Origin of the sequence: Methylomarinovum tepidoasis, assembly GCF_030294985.1 — a bacterium.
Lineage (GTDB): Bacteria > Pseudomonadota > Gammaproteobacteria > Methylococcales > Methylothermaceae > Methylohalobius > Methylohalobius tepidoasis.
In genome coordinates, this window is record NZ_AP024718.1 from 1,434,994 (window position 1) to 1,458,555 (window position 23,562).

The 23,562-nt window shown below is 65.5% G+C and carries 19 protein-coding genes; 10 read left to right on the top strand and 9 right to left on the bottom strand.

Annotated elements, in window-relative coordinates:
- The first annotated feature begins 63 nt into the window (after window positions 1-63).
- The 9 genes from MIN45_RS07280 (at window position 64) to fba (MIN45_RS07320) (ending at window position 12,046) form a co-directional block, all read left to right on the top strand.
- On the top strand, window positions 64-1,362 hold the full coding sequence (locus MIN45_RS07280) for an N-acetylmuramoyl-L-alanine amidase (RefSeq protein ID WP_286291292.1): 1,299 nt from the start codon (window positions 64-66) through the stop codon (window positions 1,360-1,362).
- Window positions 1,359-3,119: a DNA mismatch repair endonuclease MutL gene (gene mutL / locus MIN45_RS07285; RefSeq protein ID WP_286291294.1), complete on the top strand. Its 1,761-nt coding sequence runs from the start codon at window positions 1,359-1,361 to the stop codon at window positions 3,117-3,119. Before MIN45_RS07280 ends, mutL begins: the two co-directional genes overlap by 4 nt.
- Window positions 3,119-4,039, top strand: a complete 921-nt coding sequence (gene miaA / locus MIN45_RS07290; protein ID WP_286291295.1) for a tRNA (adenosine(37)-N6)-dimethylallyltransferase MiaA — start codon at window positions 3,119-3,121, stop codon at window positions 4,037-4,039. Before mutL ends, miaA begins: the two co-directional genes overlap by 1 nt.
- A gap of 150 nt (window positions 4,040-4,189) precedes the next feature.
- Window positions 4,190-5,203: a type I glyceraldehyde-3-phosphate dehydrogenase gene (gene gap, locus MIN45_RS07295; RefSeq protein WP_286291297.1), complete on the top strand. Its 1,014-nt coding sequence runs from the start codon at window positions 4,190-4,192 to the stop codon at window positions 5,201-5,203.
- 3 nt (window positions 5,204-5,206) lie between these two features.
- Window positions 5,207-6,679, top strand: a complete 1,473-nt coding sequence (pyk, locus tag MIN45_RS07300; RefSeq protein WP_286291299.1) for a pyruvate kinase — start codon at window positions 5,207-5,209, stop codon at window positions 6,677-6,679.
- A gap of 28 nt (window positions 6,680-6,707) precedes the next feature.
- Window positions 6,708-7,739 carry a class 1 fructose-bisphosphatase gene (locus MIN45_RS07305; RefSeq protein ID WP_286291300.1) on the top strand — a complete coding sequence of 344 codons (1,032 nt, stop codon included), beginning with the start codon at window positions 6,708-6,710 and terminating at the stop codon, window positions 7,737-7,739.
- An 87-nt stretch (window positions 7,740-7,826) separates the two neighbouring features.
- A complete protein-coding gene (gene tkt, locus MIN45_RS07310; protein ID WP_286291301.1) occupies window positions 7,827-9,833 on the top strand; it encodes a transketolase in 2,007 nt (668 codons plus the stop codon).
- 21 nt (window positions 9,834-9,854) lie between these two features.
- Window positions 9,855-10,901, top strand: a complete 1,047-nt coding sequence (gene fba, locus MIN45_RS07315; protein WP_286291302.1) for a class II fructose-bisphosphate aldolase — start codon at window positions 9,855-9,857, stop codon at window positions 10,899-10,901.
- Between the two features lie 80 nt (window positions 10,902-10,981).
- The gene (gene fba, locus MIN45_RS07320; protein ID WP_286291303.1) at window positions 10,982-12,046 is read left to right on the top strand and encodes a class II fructose-bisphosphate aldolase; all 1,065 of its coding nucleotides are present in this window, start codon (window positions 10,982-10,984) and stop codon (window positions 12,044-12,046) included.
- 50 nt (window positions 12,047-12,096) lie between these two features.
- On the opposite strand, the gene MIN45_RS07325 is transcribed toward fba (MIN45_RS07320), so the two are convergent.
- Window positions 12,097-13,212 carry an NnrS family protein gene (locus MIN45_RS07325; protein ID WP_286291304.1) on the bottom strand — a complete coding sequence of 372 codons (1,116 nt, stop codon included), beginning with the start codon at window positions 13,210-13,212 and terminating at the stop codon, window positions 12,097-12,099.
- Window positions 13,213-13,373: 161 nt separating this feature from the next.
- On the opposite strand from MIN45_RS07325, the gene MIN45_RS07330 reads away from it, so the two are divergent.
- Window positions 13,374-13,892 carry a hypothetical protein gene (locus MIN45_RS07330; RefSeq protein ID WP_286291305.1) on the top strand — a complete coding sequence of 173 codons (519 nt, stop codon included), beginning with the start codon at window positions 13,374-13,376 and terminating at the stop codon, window positions 13,890-13,892.
- Here MIN45_RS07330 and pmbA read toward each other — a convergent pair.
- Genes pmbA through MIN45_RS07370 form a run of 8 tightly spaced genes read right to left on the bottom strand, consistent with a single transcriptional unit; the run spans window position 13,887 to window position 23,554 of the window.
- A complete protein-coding gene (gene pmbA / locus MIN45_RS07335; RefSeq protein ID WP_286291306.1) occupies window positions 13,887-15,221 on the bottom strand; it encodes a metalloprotease PmbA in 1,335 nt (444 codons plus the stop codon). The genes MIN45_RS07330 and pmbA overlap by 6 nt on opposite strands.
- A gap of 6 nt (window positions 15,222-15,227) precedes the next feature.
- Window positions 15,228-16,685, bottom strand: a complete 1,458-nt coding sequence (gene tldD / locus MIN45_RS07340; protein ID WP_286291307.1) for a metalloprotease TldD — start codon at window positions 16,683-16,685, stop codon at window positions 15,228-15,230.
- Between the two features lie 9 nt (window positions 16,686-16,694).
- Window positions 16,695-17,510 carry a carbon-nitrogen hydrolase family protein gene (locus MIN45_RS07345; protein ID WP_286291309.1) on the bottom strand — a complete coding sequence of 272 codons (816 nt, stop codon included), beginning with the start codon at window positions 17,508-17,510 and terminating at the stop codon, window positions 16,695-16,697.
- An 8-nt stretch (window positions 17,511-17,518) separates the two neighbouring features.
- Window positions 17,519-20,725, bottom strand: coding sequence for a YhdP family phospholipid transporter (locus MIN45_RS07350; RefSeq protein ID WP_286291310.1), 3,207 nt, complete (start codon window positions 20,723-20,725; stop codon window positions 17,519-17,521).
- Window positions 20,726-22,180 carry a ribonuclease G gene (rng, locus tag MIN45_RS07355; protein ID WP_286291311.1) on the bottom strand — a complete coding sequence of 485 codons (1,455 nt, stop codon included), beginning with the start codon at window positions 22,178-22,180 and terminating at the stop codon, window positions 20,726-20,728. It lies immediately after the preceding gene.
- Entirely contained in the window at window positions 22,177-22,752 is a 576-nt protein-coding gene (locus MIN45_RS07360; RefSeq protein ID WP_286291312.1) for a Maf family protein, read from the bottom strand. The genes rng and MIN45_RS07360 overlap by 4 nt, the downstream gene beginning before the upstream one ends.
- Window positions 22,753-22,754: 2 nt before the next feature.
- Window positions 22,755-23,222, bottom strand: coding sequence for a 23S rRNA (pseudouridine(1915)-N(3))-methyltransferase RlmH (rlmH, locus tag MIN45_RS07365; RefSeq protein WP_286291313.1), 468 nt, complete (start codon window positions 23,220-23,222; stop codon window positions 22,755-22,757).
- Window positions 23,222-23,554 carry a hypothetical protein gene (locus MIN45_RS07370; protein WP_286291314.1) on the bottom strand — a complete coding sequence of 111 codons (333 nt, stop codon included), beginning with the start codon at window positions 23,552-23,554 and terminating at the stop codon, window positions 23,222-23,224. Before MIN45_RS07370 ends, rlmH begins: the two co-directional genes overlap by 1 nt.
- Between the last annotated feature and the right edge of the window lie 8 nt (window positions 23,555-23,562).

The window sequence follows — 23,562 nt, forward strand, 5'->3', positions numbered from 1 at the left end:
GGCCGCACCTGGCGCAATTGACGATATAATCGAAATATCGAGCGCGAGATTGCGGAGGGCGCCATGGGATATCGGGTCTGGCTGGGCTTGCTGCTGGGATTGCTGATGCAGGCCGGATGGGCGCTGGAGGTTTACGGAGTGCGGTATTGGAACGCGCCCGACCACGTGCGCCTGGTCCTGGATGTTTCCAAGCCCTTCAAGCCGAAAGTGTTCGGGTTGGAGAATCCCAGACGCCTGGTACTGGACCTGCCGCAAGGCCGCCTCAAGGCCGCCCTGCCGCGGATCGACGCCAGCGTCCCTTATGTGCGGCGGATTCGCAGCGGCCATCCGAAGAAAGGGGTGCTGCGGCTGGTTCTGGATCTGAAGACGGCGGTACGTCCTAAGGTGTTCACCCTGCCGCCCAGCCATCGCTACGGTCACCGGCTGGTGGTGGATCTCTACGGCACCAAGGGGGGGGCGCGGTCCCGGCCGGCGCCGAAGCCTCCCCGGCCGCCACAGGCGCTTCGGGATGTGGTGGTCGCCATCGATCCGGGACACGGCGGGGAGGATCCCGGCGCCATCGGCCGCCGCGGCACCCGGGAAAAGGACGTGGTGCTGGCCATCGCCCGCAAGCTGGCCAAGCTCATCGACGACACCCCGGGAATGCGGGCGGTGCTGATCCGCAAGGGCGACTATTACGTTCCCCTGCGGCGGCGGATCGCCCTGGCGCGCCAGGCCAAGGCGGACCTGTTCGTTTCCATCCATGCCGATTCCTTCAAGAACCCCCGGGTCAGCGGTGCGGGGGTTTACGTTCTGTCCGAGCGCGGCGCTTCCAGCGAGGCGGCCCGCTGGCTGGCGGCGCGGGAGAACGCCTCCGATCTCGTCGGTGGCGTCAGTCTCGACGACAAGGACGAGACCCTCGCCAAGGTGCTGCTCGATCTGTCTCTGACCGGCACCCGCGAGTACAGTCAGCGCCTCGCCCGCGAGGTACTGGAAGAACTGAAGCGCATCGGCCGCATTCACCACAGCGGCGTGCAGCAGGCCGGTTTCGTGGTGCTGAAATCCCCCGATATTCCCTCGATTCTGGTGGAGACAGCGTTCATCTCCAACCCGGACGAGGAGCGGCGGCTGCGCAGCGGCAAGTACCAGTGGTACTGGGCCAGGGCACTGCACCGCGGCATCCGCGATTACTTTAGGCGCCATGCCCCACCGGGGACCTATCTGGCTGCGCGGGCGCGGCGGCACGTGATCGCCCGCGGCGAGACCCTGTCGGAAATCGCCCAGCAGTACGGTGTCAGCCTACAGGCGCTGAAGGCGTACAACGCTCTGGAGGGCAGCCGGGTGCGGGCTGGGCAGGTGCTCAGGATTCCGGTGGGCGGATGACCCGGATTCGCTTGCTGCCGCCCCAGCTAGTGGGGCAGATCGCCGCCGGCGAGGTGGTGGAACGGCCTGCTTCGGTGGTCAAGGAGCTGGTGGAGAACAGTCTCGACGCGGGGGCGCGCCGGGTGGACGTACAGGTGGAGGCCGGCGGGGTCGGTCTCGTCCGGGTGCGGGATGATGGGGTCGGCATTGCCCGCGAGGATCTGCCGCTGGCGCTGGCGCGTCACGCCACCAGCAAGATCGCCACGACGGAAGATCTGCTCCAGGTGCGTACCTTAGGGTTTCGCGGCGAGGCGCTGGCGAGCATCGCCGCCGTCTCGCGTCTGGAGCTGATTTCCCGCACCGCCGACGATCCCTGCGGCTGGCGCGTGGCGCTGGCGGGGGGGGGCGAAATACCGGAGCCGGTGCCGGTGGCCCATCCCCGTGGCACCACCGTGACCGTGGCCGACCTGTTCCACAGCGTGCCGGCGCGGCGCAAGTTCCTGCGCAGCGAGCGCACCGAGTTCTCCCACATCCAGCATTTTCTCGAACGTCTGGCGCTGAGCCGCTTCGACGTCGGGTTCTCTTTGCGCCACAACCAGCGCGAGGCTTGGAGATTGCCGCCGGCGCCGCGGGAAGACCAGTGGCCGCGACGGGTGGCGGCGGTGTGGGGAAAGGAATTCGTCGAACAGGCGCTGCTGATCGAGTGGACCCACGGGCCGCTGCGGCTGTGGGGTTGGCTGGGGCTGCCGGCGGTGGCGCGGCGTCAGGGGGACCGGCAGTGGTGGTACGTCAACGGCCGGCCGGTGCGCGACAAGCTGCTCTTGCACGCGCTGCGTCACGGTTATCGCGACGTGCTCGGCGGCGACCGCCAGCCGGCGGCATTGCTGTATCTGGAGCTGGATCCGGCCCTGGTGGACGTCAACGCCCATCCCGCCAAGCTTGAGGTGCGCTTCCGGGAACCGCGTCAGGTGCGCGATTTCATCGCCCAGTCGTTGTACCGTTCCCTGGGGCAGGCCCGTCCCGGTCCCCGCCCGCCACCGAAGCCGCCCGCACCGGCTTCTCCCGGTTCCGCTTCGTATCCGCCACCCGCCGCCCGGCCGCAGCCTCAGGTCAACGAGGCCCTGGCCTTCTACGAGGCCCTGCATTCACCGCCTGCTCCCGCCGCGCCGGCGGAAAATACCGAAGCGGAGGCTGCGCCGCCTTTGGGTTACGCGCTGGCCCATCTGCACGGCATCTACATCCTGGCGGAAGCCGAAGGCGGGCTGGTGATCGTCGATGCCCACGCCGCCCACGAGCGCATCGTCTACGAGAAGTTCAAGCGCCAGCTGGAGCGCGGTGAGGTGGTGCGCCAGCCGCTGTTGCTGCCGGTGAAACTGCAGGTCGGACGCGGGGAAGCCGAACTGGCCCAGCAGCATCAGGATCTGTTGCTGAGCCTCGGCCTGGAGGTGGACCGCCTGGGGCCGGAAACCCTGGTGGTGCGGTCGCTGCCGGCCCTTCTGGGGCAGGCGGACGCGGCGGAGCTGGTGGGCGGGGTGCTGGCGGAACTGGGCCGGTTCGAGGCGGTCACCGGGGTCGAGACGGCCATCCGCGAGCGCCTGGCCACCTGCGCCTGTCACCGGGCGGTGCGGGCCGGCCAGCGCCTGACCCGGGAGGAGATGAACGCTCTGCTGCGGGAGCTGGAGCGGACCGAGCGCGGCGGCCAGTGCAACCACGGCCGTCCCACCTGGGTCAAGCTCGATTTTAAGACCCTGGACCGGTTTTTCCATCGCGGCCGCTGATGTCCCGTCCGAAGATTTTGCTGCTCATGGGGCCGACGGCGGCCGGCAAGAGCGACTTGGCCATCGAGTTGGCCCGGAGGGTCGGGGGCGAGATCGTCAGCGTCGATTCCAGTCTGGTCTACCGTGGTATGGACATCGGCACCGCCAAGCCGCCGCCGGCGCTGCGGGCCGAGATTCCCCACCATCTCGTCGATATCCTCGATCCTGCGGAAAGCTATTCCGCCGGCCGTTTCCGCCGCGACGCCCTGGCGGCGGTAGAAGCGATCCTGGCCCGCGGCCGCCGCCCGATCCTGGTGGGAGGGACGATGCTGTACTTCAACGCCCTGCTGCGCGGCATCGCCCCGCTGCCGCCGGGGGATGCGGCCGTGCGGGCCGCCATCGACCGCGAGGCGGCCCAGGTCGGCTGGGCGGAACTACACCGCCGGCTGGCCGCCCTCGATCCGGAGGCGGCCGCCCGCATCCATCCCAACGATCCCCAGCGGATCCAGCGGGCCCTGGAAGTCTGGCGTCTTACCGGCAGGCCCCTGAGCGGGTGGTGGCGGCAGGCGGGACAGGAAACACTGCCTTTCCGGCCGCTGAAGGTGGTGGTCGCCCCCCGTGACCGCCAGGTGCTGCACCACCGTATCGAAGCCCGCTTCCACGCCATGCTGGAGGCGGGGCTGGTGGAAGAGGTCGAACGCCTCTACCGCCGCGGTGATCTCCATCCCGGCCTGCCGTCGATGCGCAGTGTCGGCTATCGCCAAGTGTGGGCCTATCTGGCCGGGGAATACGATTACGCCGCCATGATCGACAAGGCGGTCATCGCCACCCGCCAGCTGGCCAAACGCCAGTTCACCTGGCTTAGGCGCGAGCGTGACGCCCTATGGCTCGATCCGGTGGAATCAGGCGTCGAGCGGATTCTGGCAGCGTTGTCAGATTGATGGATATTCTGCCAGGTCCAGGTTCCTGCAACTGGACGCGTTTCCCATCCCTTTGATATAGTTCCCCGAATCAGGATGGAAAATCACGTCGTATCGCCTTGGCGGTACACGGTCTTCAACTTTATTTAACGCATTGGGGAGAAGCGCTCTATGGCAATCAAGATAGCGATCAATGGTTATGGCCGGATCGGCCGCAACGTGCTGCGGGCCTTGTTCGAATCCGGACGCACCGACGAATTCGAGATCGTTGCTATCAACGACCTGGGGGATGCCAATAGCAACGCCCACCTGACCCGTCACGACACCGTTCACGGCCATTTTCCCTTCGAGGTGGCCGTGGACGGCGATTATCTGGTGGTCGATGGTCACAAGATCCGGGTCCTGGCCGAGCGTGATCCCGCCAAGCTGCCCTGGGGCGAGATGGGAGTGGACGTGGTGATGGAATGCACCGGCCTGTTCACTTCCAAAGAGAAGGCTTCGGCCCACCTGCAGGGGGGCGCCAAGAAGGTGCTGATCTCCGCCCCCGGCGGCAAGGACGTGGACGCCACCGTGGTCTACGGGGTCAATCATACCGTGCTCAAGGCCTCCGACACCGTGGTTTCCAACGCCTCCTGCACCACCAACTGTCTGGCGCCGCTGGTCAAGCCGCTCAACGATAAACTCGGTGTCGTCAACGGGCTGATGACCACCATCCACTCCTACACCAACGACCAGCGTCTGATCGACGTCTTCCACAAAGACCTGCGCCGGGCCCGTGCCGCCGCCCACAACATGATTCCCACCAAGACCGGCGCCGCCGCCGCCGTCGGTCTGGTGCTGCCGGAGCTGGCCGGCAAGCTCGATGGTTTCGCCGTGCGCGTGCCCACCATCAACGTCTCTCTGGTGGACCTGACCTTCCAGGCTGCCCGCGCCACCACCAAGGAGGAGATCGACAGCATCCTCAAGGAGGCGGCGGAAGGCGCGCTCAAGGGCATCCTGGCCTACAACGACGAGCCGCTGGTGTCGATGGACTTCAATCACAATCCCCATTCTTCGATCTACGAGTCCACCCTGACCAAGGTCATCGACGGCACTCTGGTGAAGGTGCTGTCCTGGTACGACAACGAGTGGGGTTTCTCCAACCGCATGCTCGACACCGCCAAGGCCATGATGGAGGCCCGCTGATCCATGGCTGAAATCTACGTGCCGAGACGCACCAAGATCGTCGCCACCCTGGGACCGGCCAGCGACAGCCCGGAGGTGCTGGAGCGGTTGATCGATGCCGGTGTCGATGTCTTCCGCCTCAATTTCTCCCACGGCACCGCCGACGACCATCGCCGGCGGGCCCGGCTGGTGCGGGAGATCTCCGAGAGCAAGCAGCATTACGTCGGCATCCTCGCCGATCTGCAGGGGCCCAAGATCCGCATCGGGCGTTTCAAGGAAGGCAAGGTCTTTCTCGAGAAAGGGGCCCGTTTCGCCCTCGATGCCGACTATCCCCTGGATCAGGGGGACGAGACCCAGGTCGGTCTGGTCTACCGCGATCTGCCCAAGGACGTCCGGCCCGGGGACGTGCTCCTGCTCGACGACGGCCGGGTGGAGCTCAAGGTCGACAAGATCGTCGGCGACCGGGTCGAGTGCATCGTCGTGGTCGGTGGTGTCCTGTCGGACAACAAGGGCATCAACAAACAGGGCGGCGGCCTGTCGGCTCCGGCCCTGACCGAAAAGGACAAGGAAGACATCCGCACCGCGGTGGAAATCGAGGCCGATTATCTGGCCGTCTCCTTCCCCCGCAGCGCCGCCGACATCCACCTGGCGCGGCGCCTGCTGCGTGAAGCCGGCGGCGAGGCCGGCATCGTCGCCAAGATCGAGCGCGCCGAGGCGGTCCAGCCCGGCGTGATGGAGGAGATTATTGAGGCCTCCGACGTCATCATGGTGGCCCGCGGCGACCTGGGAGTGGAAATCGGCGACGCCCGTCTGCCCCAGGTGCAGAAGGACCTGATCTCCAAGGCCCGCGACATGGACCGGGTGGTCATCACCGCCACCCAGATGATGGAGTCCATGATCGAAAGCCCGCTGCCGACCCGTGCCGAGGTGCTCGACGTGGCCAACGCCGTGTTCGACGGCACCGACGCGGTGATGTTGTCGGCGGAGACCGCCTCCGGCAAGTATCCGGTGGAAGCGGTCAAGGCCATGCACCGGGTGTGCGTCGAGGCGGAGAAGAGTCCGCGCGTGCGGCGCTCTTCCCACCGCATGGACCGCCGGTTCAAGCGTACCGATGAGGCCATCGCCATGGCTTCCATGTACGTGGCCAACCATTTTCCGGTCCGTGCCATCGCCGCTCTGACCGAAAGCGGGGCGACCCCGCTGTGGATGTCGCGCATCCGCTCCGGCATCCCGATCTACGCCCTGACCCGGCATCTGAAGACCTGCCGCAAGGTGACGCTGTACCGCGGTGTCTATCCCATCCTGTTCCAGTGCGACACCACCGACCACGCAGTGCAGAACAAGGCCGCGCTGGAAGAGCTGCTGCACTACCGCGCGGTGACCGAGGAGGACCGGGTGCTCATCACCAAGGGGGATCTGACTGGCGTCAGTGGTGGAACCAACACCCTGAAAATCGTCAAGGTCAAGGACGCTCTGGCTTTGACGACGGCGGCCTGAAGCCGCCCATAACGAAGAGGAGGATGCTATGCAAGGTCAAGGGATTTCCTTAACCGAATTTCTGATTCAACAGCAGCGCAAAGCAGCCGGCGCCACCGGCGAACTGACGTTGTTGATCAGCGACATCGCCCGCGCCTGCAAGGCGATCGCCCGCGAGGTGCGCTACGGTGCGCTGGTGGGCAATCTGGGCCAGGTGGGCGAGGAAAACGTCCAGGGAGAGGTGCAGCAGAAGCTGGACGTGCTCTCCAACGACATCATGATCGCCATTCTCAGCCGCAGCGGTCACGTGGCGGCGATGGCCTCGGAGGAGAACGAAGACATCATCGTCGTTCCCAAGGCCAACCGGGGCAAGTACCTGGTTTGCTTCGACCCGCTGGACGGCTCCTCGAACATTAACATCAACATGTGCATCGGCACCATCTTCTCGATCCTGCGCTGCCCCGAAGGCGTGGACGAGCCGACCGAGGAGCACTTCCTGCAGCCGGGAACCGAGCAGGTGGCCTCCGGTTTCTGTGTCTACGGCCCATCGGTCACCCTGGTGCTGACCACCGGCGACGGCGCTTACGGTTTCACCCTGGATCAGGGTGTGGGGGAATTCTTCCTGACCCATCCTGACATCCGCATCGCCGAGGAAGCCAAGGAATTCGCCATCAACATGTCCAATTGGCGCTTCTGGGAGCCGCCGGTGCGGCGTTACATCGAAGAATGCCTGCAGGGCAAGGAAGGCCCCCTGGGACGCGATTACAACATGCGCTGGATCGCCTCGTTCGTCGCCGAAGCCTACCGCATCCTCCAGCGCGGCGGTTTCTGGACCTATCCGCTGGACGAGAAGCTCAAGAAAAAGGGCCAGGCCGGACGCCTGCGCCTGATGTACGAGGCCAATCCCATCGGCTTCATCATCGAGCAGGCCGGCGGGGTCGTCTCCACCGGGCGTGAACGCGTCCTGACGCTGCAGCCGACCCACATCCATCAGCGCGTTCCGCTGTTCATCGGTGCCAGGAAGGACATCGAGACCATCGAAGCCTATCACCGGGAGTGGGACGCCCAGCAGCAATCCTGAAATTGCGCCGATACGCAAGCCGTTTTAAGATTCGGTTCCAAGCGGTTTCAAGAACAACAGTCAAACGATAACTTGGGAGAGACAACCATGCCTTCACGCCGAGAACTTGCAAACGCCATTCGTGTCCTGGCCATGGATGCGGTCCAAAAGGCCAAATCCGGCCATCCCGGCGCCCCCATGGGGATGGCGGACATCGCCGAGGTGCTGTGGAACGACTACATGCGCCACAACCCCAACAATCCCAAATGGGCCAACCGAGACCGTTTCGTGCTGTCCAACGGTCACGGTTCCATGCTGATCTATGCCCTGCTGCATCTGACCGGATACGATCTGCCCATCGAGGAGCTGAAGAATTTCCGTCAGCTGCACTCCAAGACCCCGGGCCATCCGGAATACGGCTACACCCCGGGGGTGGAGACCACCACCGGTCCCCTGGGGCAGGGGATCGCCAACGCCGTTGGCATGGCCTTGGCAGAGAAGGTGCTGGGCGCCCAGTTCAACCGCGACGGTCATAACATCATCGACCATTACACTTACGTGTTCCTGGGCGACGGCTGCATGATGGAAGGGGTGTCCCACGAAGCCTGCGCCCTGGCCGGCACCTTCAAGCTGGGCAAGCTGGTGGCCTTCTGGGACGACAACGGCATCTCCATCGACGGGGAGGTGGAAGGCTGGTTCACCGACGATACCGCCAAGCGTTTCGAAGCCTACGGCTGGCACGTGATCCGCGGTGTCGACGGCCACAATCCGGATGCCATCAAGGCCGCCATCGACGAGGCACGCAGCGTCACCGACAAACCGAGCCTGATCTGCTGCAAGACCATCATCGGCTACGGTTCGCCCAACAAGCAGGGCAAGGAAGAATGCCACGGCGCCCCGCTGGGTGAGGACGAAATCGCCCTGGCCCGTGAATTTCTCGGCTGGCCCTATCCGCCTTTCGAGATTCCGAAGGAAATCTACGACGCCTGGGACGCCCGTGAAAAAGGGGCGGCCTGGGAAAAGGAATGGCAGGACAAGTTCGCCACCTATCGGGCCGATCTGCCCGATCTGGCCGACGAGCTGCAGCGTCGCCTGGAAGGCCGGCTGCCGGCGGACTGGCCGGCGATCGCCGAGGCTTACATCAAGGAAGTCAACGACAAGGCCGAAACCGTGGCGACTCGTAAGGCCTCCCAGAACACCCTCAACGCCTATGCGCCGCACCTGCCGGAGTTCTTCGGCGGCAGCGCCGACCTGACCGGCTCCAACCTGACCAACTGGAAAGGGTGCAAGGATCTCAACATGCCCGGCAACAGCCACGAGGACGGCAACTACGTCCACTACGGCGTGCGCGAGTTCGGCATGGCGGCGATCATGAACGGTGTCTATCTGCATGGCGGCTTCCGTCCCTTCGGCGGCACCTTCCACGTGTTCTCCGACTACTGCCGCAACGGCATCCGCATGTCGGCCCTGATGAAGCTGCCGGTGATCTACGTCCTGACCCACGACTCCATCGGTCTGGGCGAGGACGGCCCGACCCATCAGCCGGTCGAGCATCACGCCTCCCTGCGCATGATCCCGAACCTGCACCTGTGGCGCCCGGCCGATGCGGTGGAAACCGCCGTCGCCTGGCGCGAGGCCGTGAATCAGACCGCGACACCCTCGGCGCTGGCGCTTTCCCGTCAGGGGCTGCCGCACCTGGAGCGGACGCCGGAACAGATCGAGAACATCGCCAAGGGCGCCTACGTGCTGCGCGACTGCGACGGCAAGCCCGACGCCATCATCATCGCTACCGGTTCCGAGGTGCATCTGGCCGACGAGGCTGCCAAGGTGCTGGCTGACGAGGGCAAGAAGGTGCGTGTGGTTTCCATGCCCTGTGAGGATGTCTTCGAGGCCCAGAGCGCCGAATACAAGGAAGCGGTGCTGCCTTCCGATGTCACCGCGCGGGTGGCGGTGGAGGCCGGTTGCACCGACGGCTGGTACAAATACGTCGGTCTCAATGGTAAGGTGGTCGGTCTCGACCGCTTTGGCGAGTCGGCGCCCGGCGGGGTGCTGATGAAGGAATTCGGCTTCACCGTGGACAACGTGGCCAATGCGGTCCGGGAAGTGCTTTCCTAATCCGAACAGGAGGAGACTGTCATGGCACTCATCACGCTGAGACAATTGCTGGATCATGCCGCCGAAAACGGTTACGGCGTGCCGTCCTTCAATATCAACAATATGGAACAGGTCCACGCCATCATGGAGGCGGCCGCCGAGGTGGACAGTCCGGTGATTCTCCAGGTGTCCGCCGGCGCCCGCAAATACGCCGGGGCCTACTTCATCCGCCATCTGGTGCAGGCGGCGGTGGAGCAGTGGCCGGACATTCCCATCGTGCTGCACCAGGACCACGGGGCCGATCCTGGGGTCTGCGCCCGTTCGATCCAGTCCGGCTTCACCTCGGTGATGATGGACGGCTCCCTGATGCCGGACATGAAGACCCCCTCCACCTACGAGTACAACGTCGAGGTCACCTCCAAGGTGACCGAGATGGCCCACGCCTGCGGCGTGTCGGTGGAAGGGGAACTGGGCTGTCTGGGATCGCTGGAGAAGGGCGTCACCGACAAAGGGGAGGCCATCGACAAGGAAAAGCTGCTGACCGATCCGGAACAGGCGGCCGACTTCGTCAAGAAGACCAAGGTGGACGCCTTGGCGGTGGCCATCGGTACCAGCCACGGCGCCTACAAGTTCACCAAGCCGCCCACAGGGGAGATCCTCGCCATCGACCGGATCAAGGAGATCCACGCCCGCATTCCGGACACCCACTTGGTGATGCACGGCTCCTCCTCGGTGCCCCAGGAGTGGGTCGAGATCATCAACCAGTACGGGGGCGACATCGGTACGCCTTACGGGGTGCCGGTGGAGGAAATCGTCGAGGGCATCAGGCACGGGGTGCGCAAGGTCAACATCGACACCGACCTGCGTCTGGCCTCCACCGGAGCGATGCGCAAGTTCCTGGCCGAGAACCCGAAACAGTTCGATCCGCGCAAGATCTTCGCCGCGGCCACCGCGGCCATGAAGGATATCTGCAAGGCCCGTTACGAGGCCTTCGGTTGCGCCGGCCAGGCGTCCAAGATCAAGCCGATCTCCCTGGAAGAGATGGTCAAGCGCTACGCCTCCGGCGAGCTGGATCCGCGCATCAATTGATTTTCGACTTCAACCTGCCTTTGGCCGCCCGACGGGTGGCCAAAGGCGCTTTTCTTTACCAATAGCAAGAGGCTTTTTGCATGGCACTCATTACCCTGAGACAATTACTCGATCACGCCGCCGAAAACGGTTACGGCGTGCCGGCGTTCAACGTCAACAACATGGAACAGGTTCACGCCATCATGGAGGCGGCCGCCGAGGTGGACAGCCCCGTGATCATGCAGGCGTCCGCCGGGGCCCGCAAGTACGCCGGCGAGCCGTTCCTGCGTCACCTGATCCTGGCGGCGGTGGAGCAGTGGCCGGACATTCCCATCGTGCTGCACCAGGACCACGGGGCCGATCCGGGCGTGTGCGCCCGTTCGATCCAGTCCGGCTTCACCTCGGTGATGATGGACGGCTCCCTGATGCCGGATGCCAAGACGCCGGCCAGCTACGAGTACAACGTCGAGGTCACCTCCAAGGTGACCGAGATGGCCCATGCCTGCGGCGTGTCGGTGGAAGGCGAGCTGGGCTGCCTGGGCTCTCTGGAAACCATGGAAGCCGGTAAGGAAGACGGTGTCGGCGCCGAAGGCAAACTGACCAAGGAAATGCTGCTGACCGACCCGGACCAGGCGGCCGACTTCGTCAAGAAGACCAAGGTGGACGCCCTGGCCATCGCCATCGGTACCAGCCACGGCGCCTACAAATTCTCCAAGCCGCCCACAGGCGACATTCTCGCCATCGATCGGATCAAGGAGATCCACGCCCGCATTCCCGACACCCACTTGGTGATGCACGGTTCCTCCTCGGTGCCTCAGGAGTGGCTCGAGATCATCAACCAGTACGGCGGTGACATGGGCCAGACCTACGGGGTGCCGGTGGAAGAGATCGTTGAGGGCATCAAGTACGGGGTGCGCAAGGTCAACATCGACACCGACCTGCGTATGGCTTCCACCGGGGCGATGCGCAAGTTCCTGGCGGAAAATCCCAAGGAATTCGACCCGCGCAAGATCTTCAAGGTCGCCACCGCGGCCATGAAGGACATCTGCAAGGCCCGTTACGAGGCATTCGGTTGCGCCGGCCAGGCTTCCAAGATCAAGCCGATTTCCCTGGAAACGATGTACAAGCGCTACGAATCCGGCGAGCTGGACCCCAAGGTCGGCTGAATGGTTTCAAACCGGGATCGGGAAGGGGCGCCATCGGCGCCCCTTCTTTTTTAACCCGGTCTGCCGTCGATCCGGGGTTGCCATAGGATTGGGGCGTAAATCCACACGAAGCCGCCGTAGGCCAGGGCCCACAGCCCTCCGGCTAGATGGAACCAGAGCCAGGTCGCCTGCGGCCACAGCAACGGTCCGAGACCGCGCAGGACCGCTGCGGCCGACAGCGCGACGAAAAGGATGGTGATGCCGGCAGGCGGCAGATGGATGCTCCGGCCGGTATGTCCCAGGCTTACCCGGCAGATCATCCCCAGAATCATACCGCCCATGCCGCCGACGGTGAAAGCGTGCGATGCCAGGCGCACGTCCCAGGCGGACAGCAGAAATCCCACTACCAGCCAGGCATAGGCCAGATGCAGAATCCATAGCAGCGGCCGGCGCCAGATTCCGGGGGTGTACCAGCCACCCAGACGGATGGCATGGAGAATCGCGAGGGTCGCTGCCAGCAGCCGCTGGGGCCAGGCGCCCGGCCAGAGCAGGGTGGCGATGGCGAAGGCGGTGAACAGGGGCATGGCACTGCGGTCGATCCAGTCGAACTGGCGCAGGGTCACCGGATACCCGACCCCCCGTTCGGTGAAGAAGGGGATCACCCGCCGGCCGATGATGAGAATCAGCCCAAGAATCGCGTATAACCCGCTCCAGATACCGAGTTGAGCGATGGCCGGATCGCTTGTGAGGATGCCGGCAAGATGCCCGGTCTGTCCCGCAGCCAGAACGGCCACGCAGGTCATTACCCCCCACTGGCGCCATTGACGCACCTGCCAGATGGGGCGTGCGATCGAGGCCAGCAGGCCGAGCAGGAACAGCAGATCCAGGATCGCTGCGGTAAGAGCTATCTTCCCGCCGAGGCTCAGCAGCCGTGCGCCCAGCCACAGGGCGAACAGGACGGCCAGCGGCCCGCCTTCCACCGTGGCGCGCCCGGTCCAGTTACGCACCGCGGTCAGCAGGAAGCCGGCGACGATGGCGGCGGCGAAACCATAGACCATTTCGTGGGCATGCCAGGCCAGCCTTGCTGGAAAGTGGGGTCCGAGCCACAACGCCAGGGCCAGCAGGGAGAAGCCGGCGCCGAACAGGAAGAAGGGGCGAAAGCCGAGATTGAAGAGAGCGGTTTGCATGGTCAGGTTTTTTCCGGTTCAGGTGGAGAAATGTGACCGGCCGCGCACTCCGGCGATGACGGGTGCGATGGCGGTCACAGAAGCGATTTTACCCCCTCAAGGAGCGTTACGGGTGGCCGTTGCAGCAGGTGAACGAAAAACAACGATTCAGGGAGATCACCATGCCGCGATTCAATCTGCAACATACCAAATTGGTTCTGTCCCAGTGTTTTCTGCGCAGGCTGCCTTCCCACTGGTCGGTGACCATGGACGACTTCAAGCGTAACGCGGTGTTCTACTTCGGAGTTTTCTGGCTCATCCAGATTCTACTGATCGGCGATCCGGCGGAAGCCTTCGTCGCCGCCGTCAGTGAACTGGCGCTGAGTCTGGCCTTCGTGTTCGCGGTTCTGGGGCTCAACGGTCGCCGGGAGGCGTTTCTGCCCACCGCCACCCTGATCATGGGAGCGATGGGCTGGATCGGGCTGGCGGCGCTCCCGGTGCTCGTGTGGCTGCGGGTGGCCGAGGATCTTCAGCTGATCGTCGCCTTCTATGTCAGTTGGGGGTTCGTCGCCTGGGGTATCGTGGTGCTGGGCCACATCTTCCGCCAGGCGCTGGCACGGGCGCCTTCGTTCGGATTCGGCCTGGCCTGTGCCTATGCGGTGGAGACCTACCTGGGCACCCTCGTGCTGCTGGTGCTATGAACCGGCGACGGTCATTTGCTTCAGCCAGATGGAGCCGGTGCGGATGTTTCCGCGTCGGTCCACATCGCAGCCGATGGCCTCGATCTGGCGGAACATGTCCCGGAGGTTGCCGGCGATGGTGATTTCCTCCACCGGGTATTGGATTTCCCCGTTTTCCACCCAGAAACCGGCCGCTCCCCGGGAATAGTCGCCGGTGACCAGATTGATCCCGTGGCCCATCAGCTCGGTGACCAGCAGGCCGGTGCCCATCTCGCGCAGCAACGTGGTGCGGTCCAGGGAGCCTGAATCGACGATGACGTTGTGCACCCCGCCGGCGTTGCCGGTGCTTTTGAGGCCCAGTTTGCGGGCCGAATAACTGTCGAGGATATAGGAAGCCACAACACCCTCGCGGATCAGATCGTGGGCGTAGGTCGCCACGCCTTCATTGTCGTAGGGCGCGCTGCCGATGCCCTTGGGGATGTGGGGTTCCTCGTGGATGTGGACGAAGTCCGGAAACACCGGTTTTCCCAGACTGTCCACCAGGAACGAGGCTTTGCGGTAGAGATTGCCGCCGCGGATGGCGGCCAGGAAGTGGCCGATCAGGCCGGTGGCCACCTCGGCGGCATAGACGACCGGGCACTGGCGGGTGGACAGGGGGCGGGCGCCGAGGCGGGTGACGGTGCGCTCGGCGGCCTTGTGGCCCACCGCCTCGGCGCCTTCCAGATCGGCCGGATCGCGGGCGACCGTGTACCAGTAATCGCGCTGCATCTGCTCACCGCGTTTGCCCACCACGGCGCAGCTGAGGCTGTGGCGGGAGGCCGGATAGCCGTGCAGGAACCCCAGGGTGTTGCCGAGCACGCGGATACCCCGATGGGTGTGCAGGCTGGCGCCCTCGGAATTGACGATCTCCGCATGGCTTTCCAGCGCCGCCCGTTCGCAGGCGACGGTCAGTTCGATGGCCTCGTCGGCGGTGATAGGCCAGGGATGGTCCAGGTCCAGGTCGGGAATGTCGCGGGCGAGCCATTCCGGGTCGGGCAGGCCGGCGTAAGGGTCCTCGCTGGCGTGGCGGGCGATGGCGCAGGCGGCCTCGACGGTTTCCTGCAACGAGGCCGGGCTGAGATCCGAGGTGGCGGCCGAGCCCTTGCGCCGGCCGAAGTAGACCGTCACCCCCAGGCTTTGGTCGCGGTGGTGTTCCACCGTTTCCACCTCGCCCATGCGGGCGCTGACCGCCAGCCCCTGGCTCAGGCCCGCCCCGGCTTCGGCGCCGCTGGCGCCCAGACGGCGGGCCAGCTCCAGAACCTGGGCGACGGTGTCCTGCAGGGGCGTCAGCTGTGCTTCCAATGTTTCCATGATCTTTCAGGCTCCTGGATTCGGTTGGGTGCCGCCGACGGTGAGACCGTCCACCCGCAGGGTCGGTTGTCCCACACCCACCGGCACGCTCTGGCCGTCCTTGCCGCAGGTGCCGACGCCGGGATCCAATTCGAGATCGTCGCCCACCATCGTGACCCGAGTGAGGACGTCGGGACCGTTGCCGATCAGGGTCGCCCCCTTGACCGGGCGGGTCAGTTTGCCGTTTTCGATCAGATAGGCTTCGGAGGCGGAAAACACGAACTTGCCCGAGGTGATGTCCACCTGACCGCCGCCGAAGTTCTTGGCGTAGAGGCCGTGTTTCACCGAGGCGATGATCTCCTCGGGAGAATGTTCTCCTGCCAGCATGTAGGTGTTGGTCATGCGCGGCAGCGGGGTGTAGGCATAGGATTCGCGGCGGCCGTTGCCGGTGGGCGCCGTTCCCATCAGGCGGGCGTTGAGGCGGTCCTGGAGATAGCCTTTGAGAATGCCCTGTTCGATCAGGACGGTGTGCCGGGTCGGGGTGCCCTCGTCGTCGAGGTTGAGGGAACCGCGCCGTCCCGGTAGGGTACCGTCGTCCACCACGGTGCACAGAGAAGAAGCCACCCGCTCCCCCACGCGGCCGCTGAAGGCCGAGGTGCCTTTGCGGTTGAAGTCCCCTTCGAGACCGTGACCGACCGCCTCGTGCAGCAGGACGCCGGGCCAGCCGTGGCCGAGGACCACCGTCATGGTGCCCGCCGGGGCATCGATGGCCTCCAGGTTGACCTGGGCCTGGCGGATTGCTTCGGCCACGTAGCCTTCGGCCCGTTCCTCCTCGAGGAAATAGCGGTAATCGGTGCGGCCGCCGCCGCCGGCCGAACCTTGTTCCCGGCGGCCGTTCTGTTCCAGGATCACGTTGACTCCCAGGCGGACCAGCGGGCGCACGTCGGCGTGGAAGGCGCCTTCCTGAGTGGCGATGAGGACCACCTCGTAGGTGCCGGCCAGGCTGACGATGACCTGGTCCACCCGCGGGTCGCTGCGCCGCGCCAGGTCGTCGAGACGCTGGAGCAGGGCGATCTTGTCCTCGGCGGTGAGGGAATGGAGGGGATCGACCGCCGGATACAGGTTCTGCGGCCCGCCGCCGGCGGTGATCGCCTGGCGGGCGTCGGCCGGAAAGCGGGCGACGGCGCGGGCGTTGCGGGCGGCTTCCTCCAGGGCGTCGAGGGCGATGACGTCGCTGTAGGCGAAGCCGGTCTTGTCGCCGCAGACGGCGCGGATGCCGAAGCCCTGGTCGATGCTGTGATGCCCTTCCTTGACGATACCGTCCTCCAGCACCCAGGATTCGGAGCGGGCGAACTGCAGATAGATGTCGGCCAGATCCACCGGCGAAGACAGCAGGATCCCCATCACCTTTTCCAGGTGTGGCAGGTCCAGACCGGCCGGCTCGAGCAGCGTCTGGCGGGCGAGGGTGAAGTGAACGTCGGTCATGGGCTTCCTTCAGAAACGGCGGTGATGCAGGACGGGGAAGGCGCGGCGGACCCGTTCCAGATGGTCGGGATCGAGGCGGGCGCAACAGACGCCCGGTTCTTCCCCCAGGCGGTCGAGTACCTTTCCCCAGGGATCGATGATCATGCTGTGGCCGTAGGTGTGGCGGTCGCCGGGGTGGTGGCCGGTCTGATCGGCGGCCACCACGTAACACTGGTTCTCGATGGCCCGGGCGCGCAGCAGGATCTCCCAGTGGGCGGTGCCGGTGGTGGCGGTGAAGGCCGCCGGGACCAGCAGGATTTCCATCCCCTGTTCACTGAGGCGGCGGAGGTATTCCGGGAAGCGGATGTCGTAACAGATGGCGATGCCCACCTTGCCGAAGGGCGTGTTGACCAGCCCCAGCGGTTGGCCGGAGGCGATGGTGTCCGACTCGCGGTAGCTTTCGTGGCTGTCGGGCAGATCGACGTCGAACAGGTGGATCTTGTCGTAGCGGTAATAGCGTTGGCCCGAGGGGCTGTAGATCAGGCATGCGGCCCGTACCTTGCCCGGATCCTCGCAGCTTAGGGGGACGCTGCCGCCCACCAGCCACAGATTGTGACGGTAGGCGGTTTCGGCCAGGAAGTCCTGAATCGGACCGACGCCCTCGTCCTCCATGATCGCCAGTTTGTCGGTATCCGTCCGCCCCATGAAGGCGAAATTCTCCGGCAGCAATACCAGCCGCGCTCCCCGGGCGGCCGCCTCGGCGACCCAGCGGCCGGCCTGGCATAGATTGGCGCGAAGGTCGTCGTTACTGTTCATCTGGACGGCGGCGGCGGTGATTTCCTGCATAAGCGTTCTTACTTGCGTGGTTTCTTCCAGAGGGATTCGGGCAGATTGCGCCGGATACGTACGATGGTGGGATCGTCCCAGGGACCGGTTATAGCGTATTGGCTTTGGGTCAGGCTGTCCAGTGGCGCATTGAAAAGCCGCTGCAGGCGGGCGGCCAGGCCGGAGGCTTGGGGGAACACGCCTAAGGTGAACGGTGTATTCGGCCGCACGGTGACGATTTCGTCGACGGTTCGGTGGTGCAGATCGGCGCTGCCGCTCAAAGTGATGCGCGCCGGGACGGCGTCGACGAGGAAATCGTCGGTCACGGCCTTGCCCTGGCGCAGGTGAATGTGCCCCTCGATGCGCTCGTAGGCCAGCCCCTTGGCGAACAGATCGCTAAAATCCAGCCGCAGCCGCCGTTGCAGGGTGCCCAGATAGAGGAGCCCGAGCAATCTGCCGGCGCCAGGCTCGATGGCGGGTAGGCGGCCGGGCCCGGTACGCAGGTGCAGTTCGCCATCGAGCCGGGCGGGCGTGAAGGCGTAAGGGGCGCCGGGCCAGTGCAGGTGGAAATCGAGCCGGGTCGGGGTGTCGGCCAGAAGGGTCGGGTGTTCGATGCGCCGCAGGAATCGCCCCAGGTCCGGACTGTAGAAACGGCCTTCCAGATCCATGTACCCCGGAAAGGCCGGAATCCAGTGGCCGCGGGCCTTGAGCCGGTGCGTCGCCGCCCGCAGCTTCAGTTGGAAGCCGAAGGGGGACGGGTCCGGCGTCAGGCTCAGCTGCAAATGGCCCAGGTCGATCCGGTCCCAAAGCAGACGACGGCAGTGCAGTCGTATTCCGGCCAGCCCGGAAAGGGTGTCGGTGTCGGTTGGAACCGGGGCGGCGTTCAGCAGGCGGTGCAGCCGGGCCAGATCGAGGAATTCGAGATCGATGTCGATGTGCCCGGCGTCGAAGCGGGCCCGCCCCTGGGTGTAGTCGCTGTCGATGCGGGTGGACCAGCCGGTTTCGTTCTTCGTCAGCTGCAGCCGGTGCCGGCCCAGGTCCTGCCCGCGCCACTGCAGGTGGCGAACTTTCAGATCGAGCCCCTGCAGCAGGGAACAGGCGGGCAGGGCGGTGGCGTGCGCTTCGTCCAGCCAGGGGGCGAGGGGGAGGTGCGCCAGGTGGCCCTGGACGACGATGCCGGCGGGATTGACGCCGGGAGGCGGCGGGGGCTGGTTGACGCCGATGCGGCCGCTGAGCCGGCCCTGCTTCGGGTGCCAGATCAGGGCGGCATCGAGCGGTGGATACTCGACATCGAGGGGAATGGCGGCGTTTTCCCGCAGCCAGGCCCTGAGGGTGAAGGGACGCCGCTGCCGGGCGGGTTTCCCCAGCGGCGGGGGGCGGTCGATCGCCAGCCCCTGAAGGTCGGATGCCAGCTGCAGGACGGCGGCCTTGTCCTCCCGGTGGGGAATGCGCAGCTCGCCATCGAGGGCGGCCGAACCGTGGATGCCATCCACGGCGCTCAGTTCTGGGAAGGCGTCCGTGTCGATCCGGGTATGGAAAAGAATGCGGGTGTCCTGGGAGCCGCTGCTGATCTCGAAGGTGGCGGGCTGGTTCCGGCAGCGGCCTTCGATGTTGGCCTGGAAGCTGGCTTGGTCGAAATCGAAACGGGCTTGGTAGGGGTGCAGCGTCAGCGGATAGGGTTTCAGCGCCAGTTCGGTGCCGTGTATCTGGGCGTGGCCCTGCAGCTGGAACGTCTCAGGATGTTGCAAGGGGACCTGGATATCGAGCGCGACTCTGCCCCGGCCGCGGGCTTGGAGCCAGGGGTCGATGTGGTGGATCGCCGCCTGCAACGGAGAACGGAGCAATAACCGTCTGGCCTGGGCGAGGGTCGCGCGGGTTTCGCCGTGCAGCTGCAGGGGAAGCGTCGGGTCGGACAGGTCCAGCTGCGCCGTCAGTCTGCGGATGGAGGTGGCGGCGATGCGGCCGGCGCGCAGGCGCCCGTCCAGACGGGCATCGTTCAGCCGGATGTCGACAGCGGCATCGGTGATGGCGGGCCAGTGCTTATGGAAGCGGATCTGAATCTCAGAGCCGGTCAATCGGGCTTCCATATGGCCCCGGTGGTTGGGGAAGGGCCAGCCGTCGAGCGGGCCGTGCCAGAGCAGATCCCCTTCGAGCCGCCCCTTGAGGTTCCGCCGCAGCCAGGCGGCCGCCTGCATCGCGGCTTGGGGCAGATAGGCGTGGAGGCGTGCCAGATTCAGGTAGCCGAGGTGGCCGCGCAGGTCGAGATAGGGCGTGGCGTTCCGGCCGCCGCGCAGGGTGAAGCGGGTCTGGAGCAGGGCATCGGCGTTGGCGAGCGCCAGATGGTCGCTGTGCAACCGCCACCGGTCCTTTCCCCAGTCGAAACGGAGCGTACCGTCGGCGCGGGCGATGGCGAGCGGTTGTTCCAGCGATGGGAGCCGGCCGCGCATTCCGTGGAGCGCGAGGCGGGCCTGCAGCTGTCCCTCCCGGCCCTGCCAGTGGCCCCAGAGGGCGAGATCCCCCCGGATCTGAAGCGGTCGGGGCAGCACCGCCGAGGCCAGGTCGTCCAATTGCAGGTTTTGCCCCTCGGCGATGAAGCGGCCTTGCCACGGCAGCGTGCCTGCAGGGCGCTGGAAATCGACCGTCGCCCGCAGGATTCCTGACGCCGTGGGATACACCCCTTGCAGCCGGTGACGATCGTCACGGTTTTGCAGGCGCAGGCTGACGTCTCGCAGAACCAGGGGAGGGCGGTCGGCATGGTGATGCCAGATCAGGGTGGTCCGGATCAGCTCGAAGCGGCCGTCGCTGAGGAGCCAGGCCGGCACGCCTGCTTCGCCCGTGGGCAGGCCGACGATCTTCCAGCCGCCGCCGGGGGTGCGTTGGATTTCCAGCCGGGCGCCGACGAGGCGGAAATGCTGCAGGCGCAGCCGCCGCTCCAGCAGGCTGGCGGCGAGATCGGGAACCAGCTGCAGTTCCGCGATCCTAAGGGGGTGGCGGTGGCCGACGCGCACCTCCAGCAGCCGCAGTTTGGGGGTCAGGTGGTGGATGTCGGCGCGCAGCCCGGCGATGCTGACCGGCTGGTTGAGGCGGTGGCTGATCTCTACTTCCAGGCGGTGGCGCAGGGTGTCGATTTGGGGCAGCAGCCAGAAACGCAGCAGGGAAAGTCCCAGGGCGAGAAGGGCCAGGGCCGTCAGCAGCAGCCTTCGGGTTAGCCGCAGGGTGTGGTGGAACAGCCGCACTCAGAGCAGGACGACGTCGTATTGTTCTTGGTTGTAGTGGGGTTCGGCGCGGAAACGGATGCGGACCTTGAGAAACTTCTCCAGTTCCGCCAGCATGTCGGCCTCCTCGTCCAGGAGGCGTTCGACCACTTCGTTGGAGGCCAGCACCAGCAGCGAGCGGGCGTCGTACTGGCGCACCTCGCGGATGATCTCGCGGAAAATTTCCAGGCAGGTGGTTTCGGCGGTTTTGAGCATGCCGCGGCCGCCGCAGGCCGGGCACGGTTCGCACAGCACGTGTTCCAGGCTCTCGCGGGTGCGTTTGCGGGTCATCTGCACCAGTCCCAGGGCGGAGACCTCGCTGATGGTGTTCTTGGCGTGATCCTTTTCCAGGCTTTTCTCCAGCGCCCGCAGCACCTGCCGGCGGTGCTCCTCGTCCTGCATGTCGATGAAGTCGATGATGATGATGCCGCCGATGTTGCGCAGGCGCAGCTGGCGGGCGATGGTCTGGGCCGCCTCCAGGTTGGTCTTGAAGATAGTTTCTTCCAAGTTGCGGCTGCCGACGAAGCCGCCGGTGTTGACGTCGATGGTGGTCATCGCTTCGGTCTGGTCGAACACCAGGTGGCCGCCGGACTTGAGCTGCACCTTGCGTTGCAGGGCCTTCTGGATCTCGTCCTCGACGCTGTAGATGTCGAACAAGGGGCGCTCGCCCTGGTATAGCTCGATCAGGGGGGCAACCTCGGGGATGAATTCGTCGGCGAACTGCACCAGGCGCTGATAGACCTCGTGGGAATCGACCCGGATTTTCTCCACCTTGCCGCGGTACAGATCGCGCAGGGCCCGTACCGCCAGGGGCAGGTCCTCGTGCACCAGGCTACGCAGCGGCGCCTGGGCGTAGCGCTCTTGGATCGCCTTCCACAGCTTGAGCAAAAACAGCATGTCGGCGCGGAGGACGAATTCGTCCACCCCTTCGGCGGCGGTGCGGGCGATGTAGCCGCCGCTGTCGTATTCCTGCCGGAAACCGTCGATACAGGCCCTGAGGCGCTCGCGCTCGGCATCACACTCGATTCGCTGCGACACCCCGGAAAATTTCGAGAACGGCATGTACACCTGATAGCGGGAAGGAATGGTGATTTCGGTGGTCAGCCGCGCGCCCTTGGTGCCGATGGGATCCTTACTGACCTGGACCATCAGTTCCTGGCCTTCGTGCAGCAGGCTCTCGATGGTGCCGTTGTCGCTGGCTTCCTGATGATGGGCGGTGAGGTCGGAAAAGTGCAGGAAGGCGGCCCGTTCCAGGCCGATGTCTACGAAAGCCGCCTGCATTCCGGGCAGCACCCGGCAGACCTGACCTTTGTAAATGTTGCCCACCAGCCCACGGCGGCGGGTGCGTTCGATGAAGATTTCCTGGAGGATGCCGTTTTCGACCACGGCCACTCGGGTTTCCGGCGGGGTGACGTTGATCAGGATTTCGTCGCTCATAGAACCTCGATGCCGGCCTGTCGCAGCAGTTCGGCGGTTTCGTACAGCGGCAAGCCCATGACTCCGGAGAAGCTGCCCTCAAGGTGTTCGACGAAGATGGCGCCCCGTCCCTGGATGGCGTAGGCCCCGGCCTTGTCGCAGGGCTCACCGGTTTCCCAGTAGGCGATTATTTCACGTTCCCTCAAGGGGCGAAAGCGGACGCGGCTGACGCTGACCGCCTCCAGAACCCGGCCGTCGGCCAGCGCCAGGCACACCGCGCTCAGAACCTGATGGCTTTTGCCCGAAAGGCGCCGCAGCATCTCCAGGCCGTGGACGCGGTCGCGGGGTTTTCCCAGGATGTCCCCTTCCAGCACCACGATGGTGTCCGCCCCCAGCACCGGGATTGCGGGCCGCAGCCGTGTGTGGACCGCCTGCGCCTTCTCCCGTGCCAGCCGCTGGACATGGGCCAGCGGGGATTCGGCCGTCAGGCCCGTCTCGTCGATGTCGGCCACCGCCACCTCATAATCGACTCCGATCTGATCGAGGAGTTCGCGGCGGCGGGGGGAGGCGGAGGCGAGAATCAGAGCAGGCATGGTCAGCGGTGGTAGGGATGGCCCCGGAGCAGGCTCCAGGCGCGGTACAGTTGTTCGACCACGATGATGCGGACCAGGGGATGGGGAAACGTCAGCTTCGACAGGCTCCAGCAGGTTTCGGCCTGCTGCCTGCAGGCGGGCGCCAGACCTTCGGGGCCGCCGATCAGGAAAGCCAGGTCCCGGCCTGCCTGTTGCCAGTCCGCGAGGCGCTGGGCCAAGGCTTCGGTGCTCCACTGCTGTCCGCGGTTGTCGAGGGCGACAAGGTGCGCGCCCTGCGGACAGGCCGAGAGCATCTGCGCCCCTTCGGTCTCGATCAGGCGCGTCGTCTCACCCGCCTTGCCGCGGCGCCGCAGCGGGATTTCGTGAAGCTGCAAGCGCCATTCCCGGGGCAGGCGCTTGCGGTAATCGTCGAAACCGGCTTCGACCCATGCCGGCATCCGGGTACCGACGGCGATGAGGTGGACGTGCATCAGTTGGGTGGGAACAGGCGGAAGCAGGCGTTCTGGATCGAATGGCGCGCCAGGGGTTCCTTCGTGGTTTTCAGGTATCTTGCCAGACAGCCCGAAAAGTTTTTGGGGCCAAGCAGCCCCTTCCCCAGTCGGTAACGGGTCGGATCGGGAAAGCGCTTTTTGCACTGGGTGATCTTCTCCATTGCTCCACCGTAGGTGAGGGTGTCGGGCATCTCGTCCAGCAGGCATTCCCAGTAGTTGTCCGGCCCGAACAGCCGGTCCCAGAGGCCGGCCTGGGCGACGTTCAGGCTCAGGGCCGCCGTCAGGGCGAGGATCGATCGCAGTGTGGTCATGGCAGGAT

Bases quoted from the DNA above. Each gene is read 5' to 3' on its own strand.
- MIN45_RS07345 (WP_286291309.1), bottom strand. From the start codon at position 17,510: ATGCAGGAAATCACCGCCGCCGCCGTCCAGATGAACAGTAACGACGAC.
- MIN45_RS07370 (WP_286291314.1), bottom strand. From the start codon at position 23,554: ATGACCACACTGCGATCGATCCTCGCCCTGACGGCGGCCCTGAGCCTG.
- MIN45_RS07360 (WP_286291312.1), bottom strand. From the start codon at position 22,752: ATGCCTGCTCTGATTCTCGCCTCCGCCTCCCCCCGCCGCCGCGAACTC.
- mutL (WP_286291294.1), top strand. From the start codon at position 1,359: ATGACCCGGATTCGCTTGCTGCCGCCCCAGCTAGTGGGGCAGATCGCC.
- MIN45_RS07280 (WP_286291292.1), top strand. From the start codon at position 64: ATGGGATATCGGGTCTGGCTGGGCTTGCTGCTGGGATTGCTGATGCAG.
- rlmH (WP_286291313.1), bottom strand. From the start codon at position 23,222: ATGCACGTCCACCTCATCGCCGTCGGTACCCGGATGCCGGCATGGGTC.
- fba (WP_286291302.1), top strand. From the start codon at position 9,855: ATGGCACTCATCACGCTGAGACAATTGCTGGATCATGCCGCCGAAAAC.
- MIN45_RS07325 (WP_286291304.1), bottom strand. From the start codon at position 13,212: ATGCAAACCGCTCTCTTCAATCTCGGCTTTCGCCCCTTCTTCCTGTTC.
- MIN45_RS07305 (WP_286291300.1), top strand. From the start codon at position 6,708: ATGCAAGGTCAAGGGATTTCCTTAACCGAATTTCTGATTCAACAGCAG.
- tldD (WP_286291307.1), bottom strand. From the start codon at position 16,685: ATGACCGACGTTCACTTCACCCTCGCCCGCCAGACGCTGCTCGAGCCG.
- miaA (WP_286291295.1), top strand. From the start codon at position 3,119: ATGTCCCGTCCGAAGATTTTGCTGCTCATGGGGCCGACGGCGGCCGGC.
- pmbA (WP_286291306.1), bottom strand. From the start codon at position 15,221: ATGGAAACATTGGAAGCACAGCTGACGCCCCTGCAGGACACCGTCGCC.
- gap (WP_286291297.1), top strand. From the start codon at position 4,190: ATGGCAATCAAGATAGCGATCAATGGTTATGGCCGGATCGGCCGCAAC.
- tkt (WP_286291301.1), top strand. From the start codon at position 7,827: ATGCCTTCACGCCGAGAACTTGCAAACGCCATTCGTGTCCTGGCCATG.
- rng (WP_286291311.1), bottom strand. From the start codon at position 22,180: ATGAGCGACGAAATCCTGATCAACGTCACCCCGCCGGAAACCCGAGTG.
- fba (WP_286291303.1), top strand. From the start codon at position 10,982: ATGGCACTCATTACCCTGAGACAATTACTCGATCACGCCGCCGAAAAC.
- MIN45_RS07330 (WP_286291305.1), top strand. From the start codon at position 13,374: ATGCCGCGATTCAATCTGCAACATACCAAATTGGTTCTGTCCCAGTGT.
- pyk (WP_286291299.1), top strand. From the start codon at position 5,207: ATGGCTGAAATCTACGTGCCGAGACGCACCAAGATCGTCGCCACCCTG.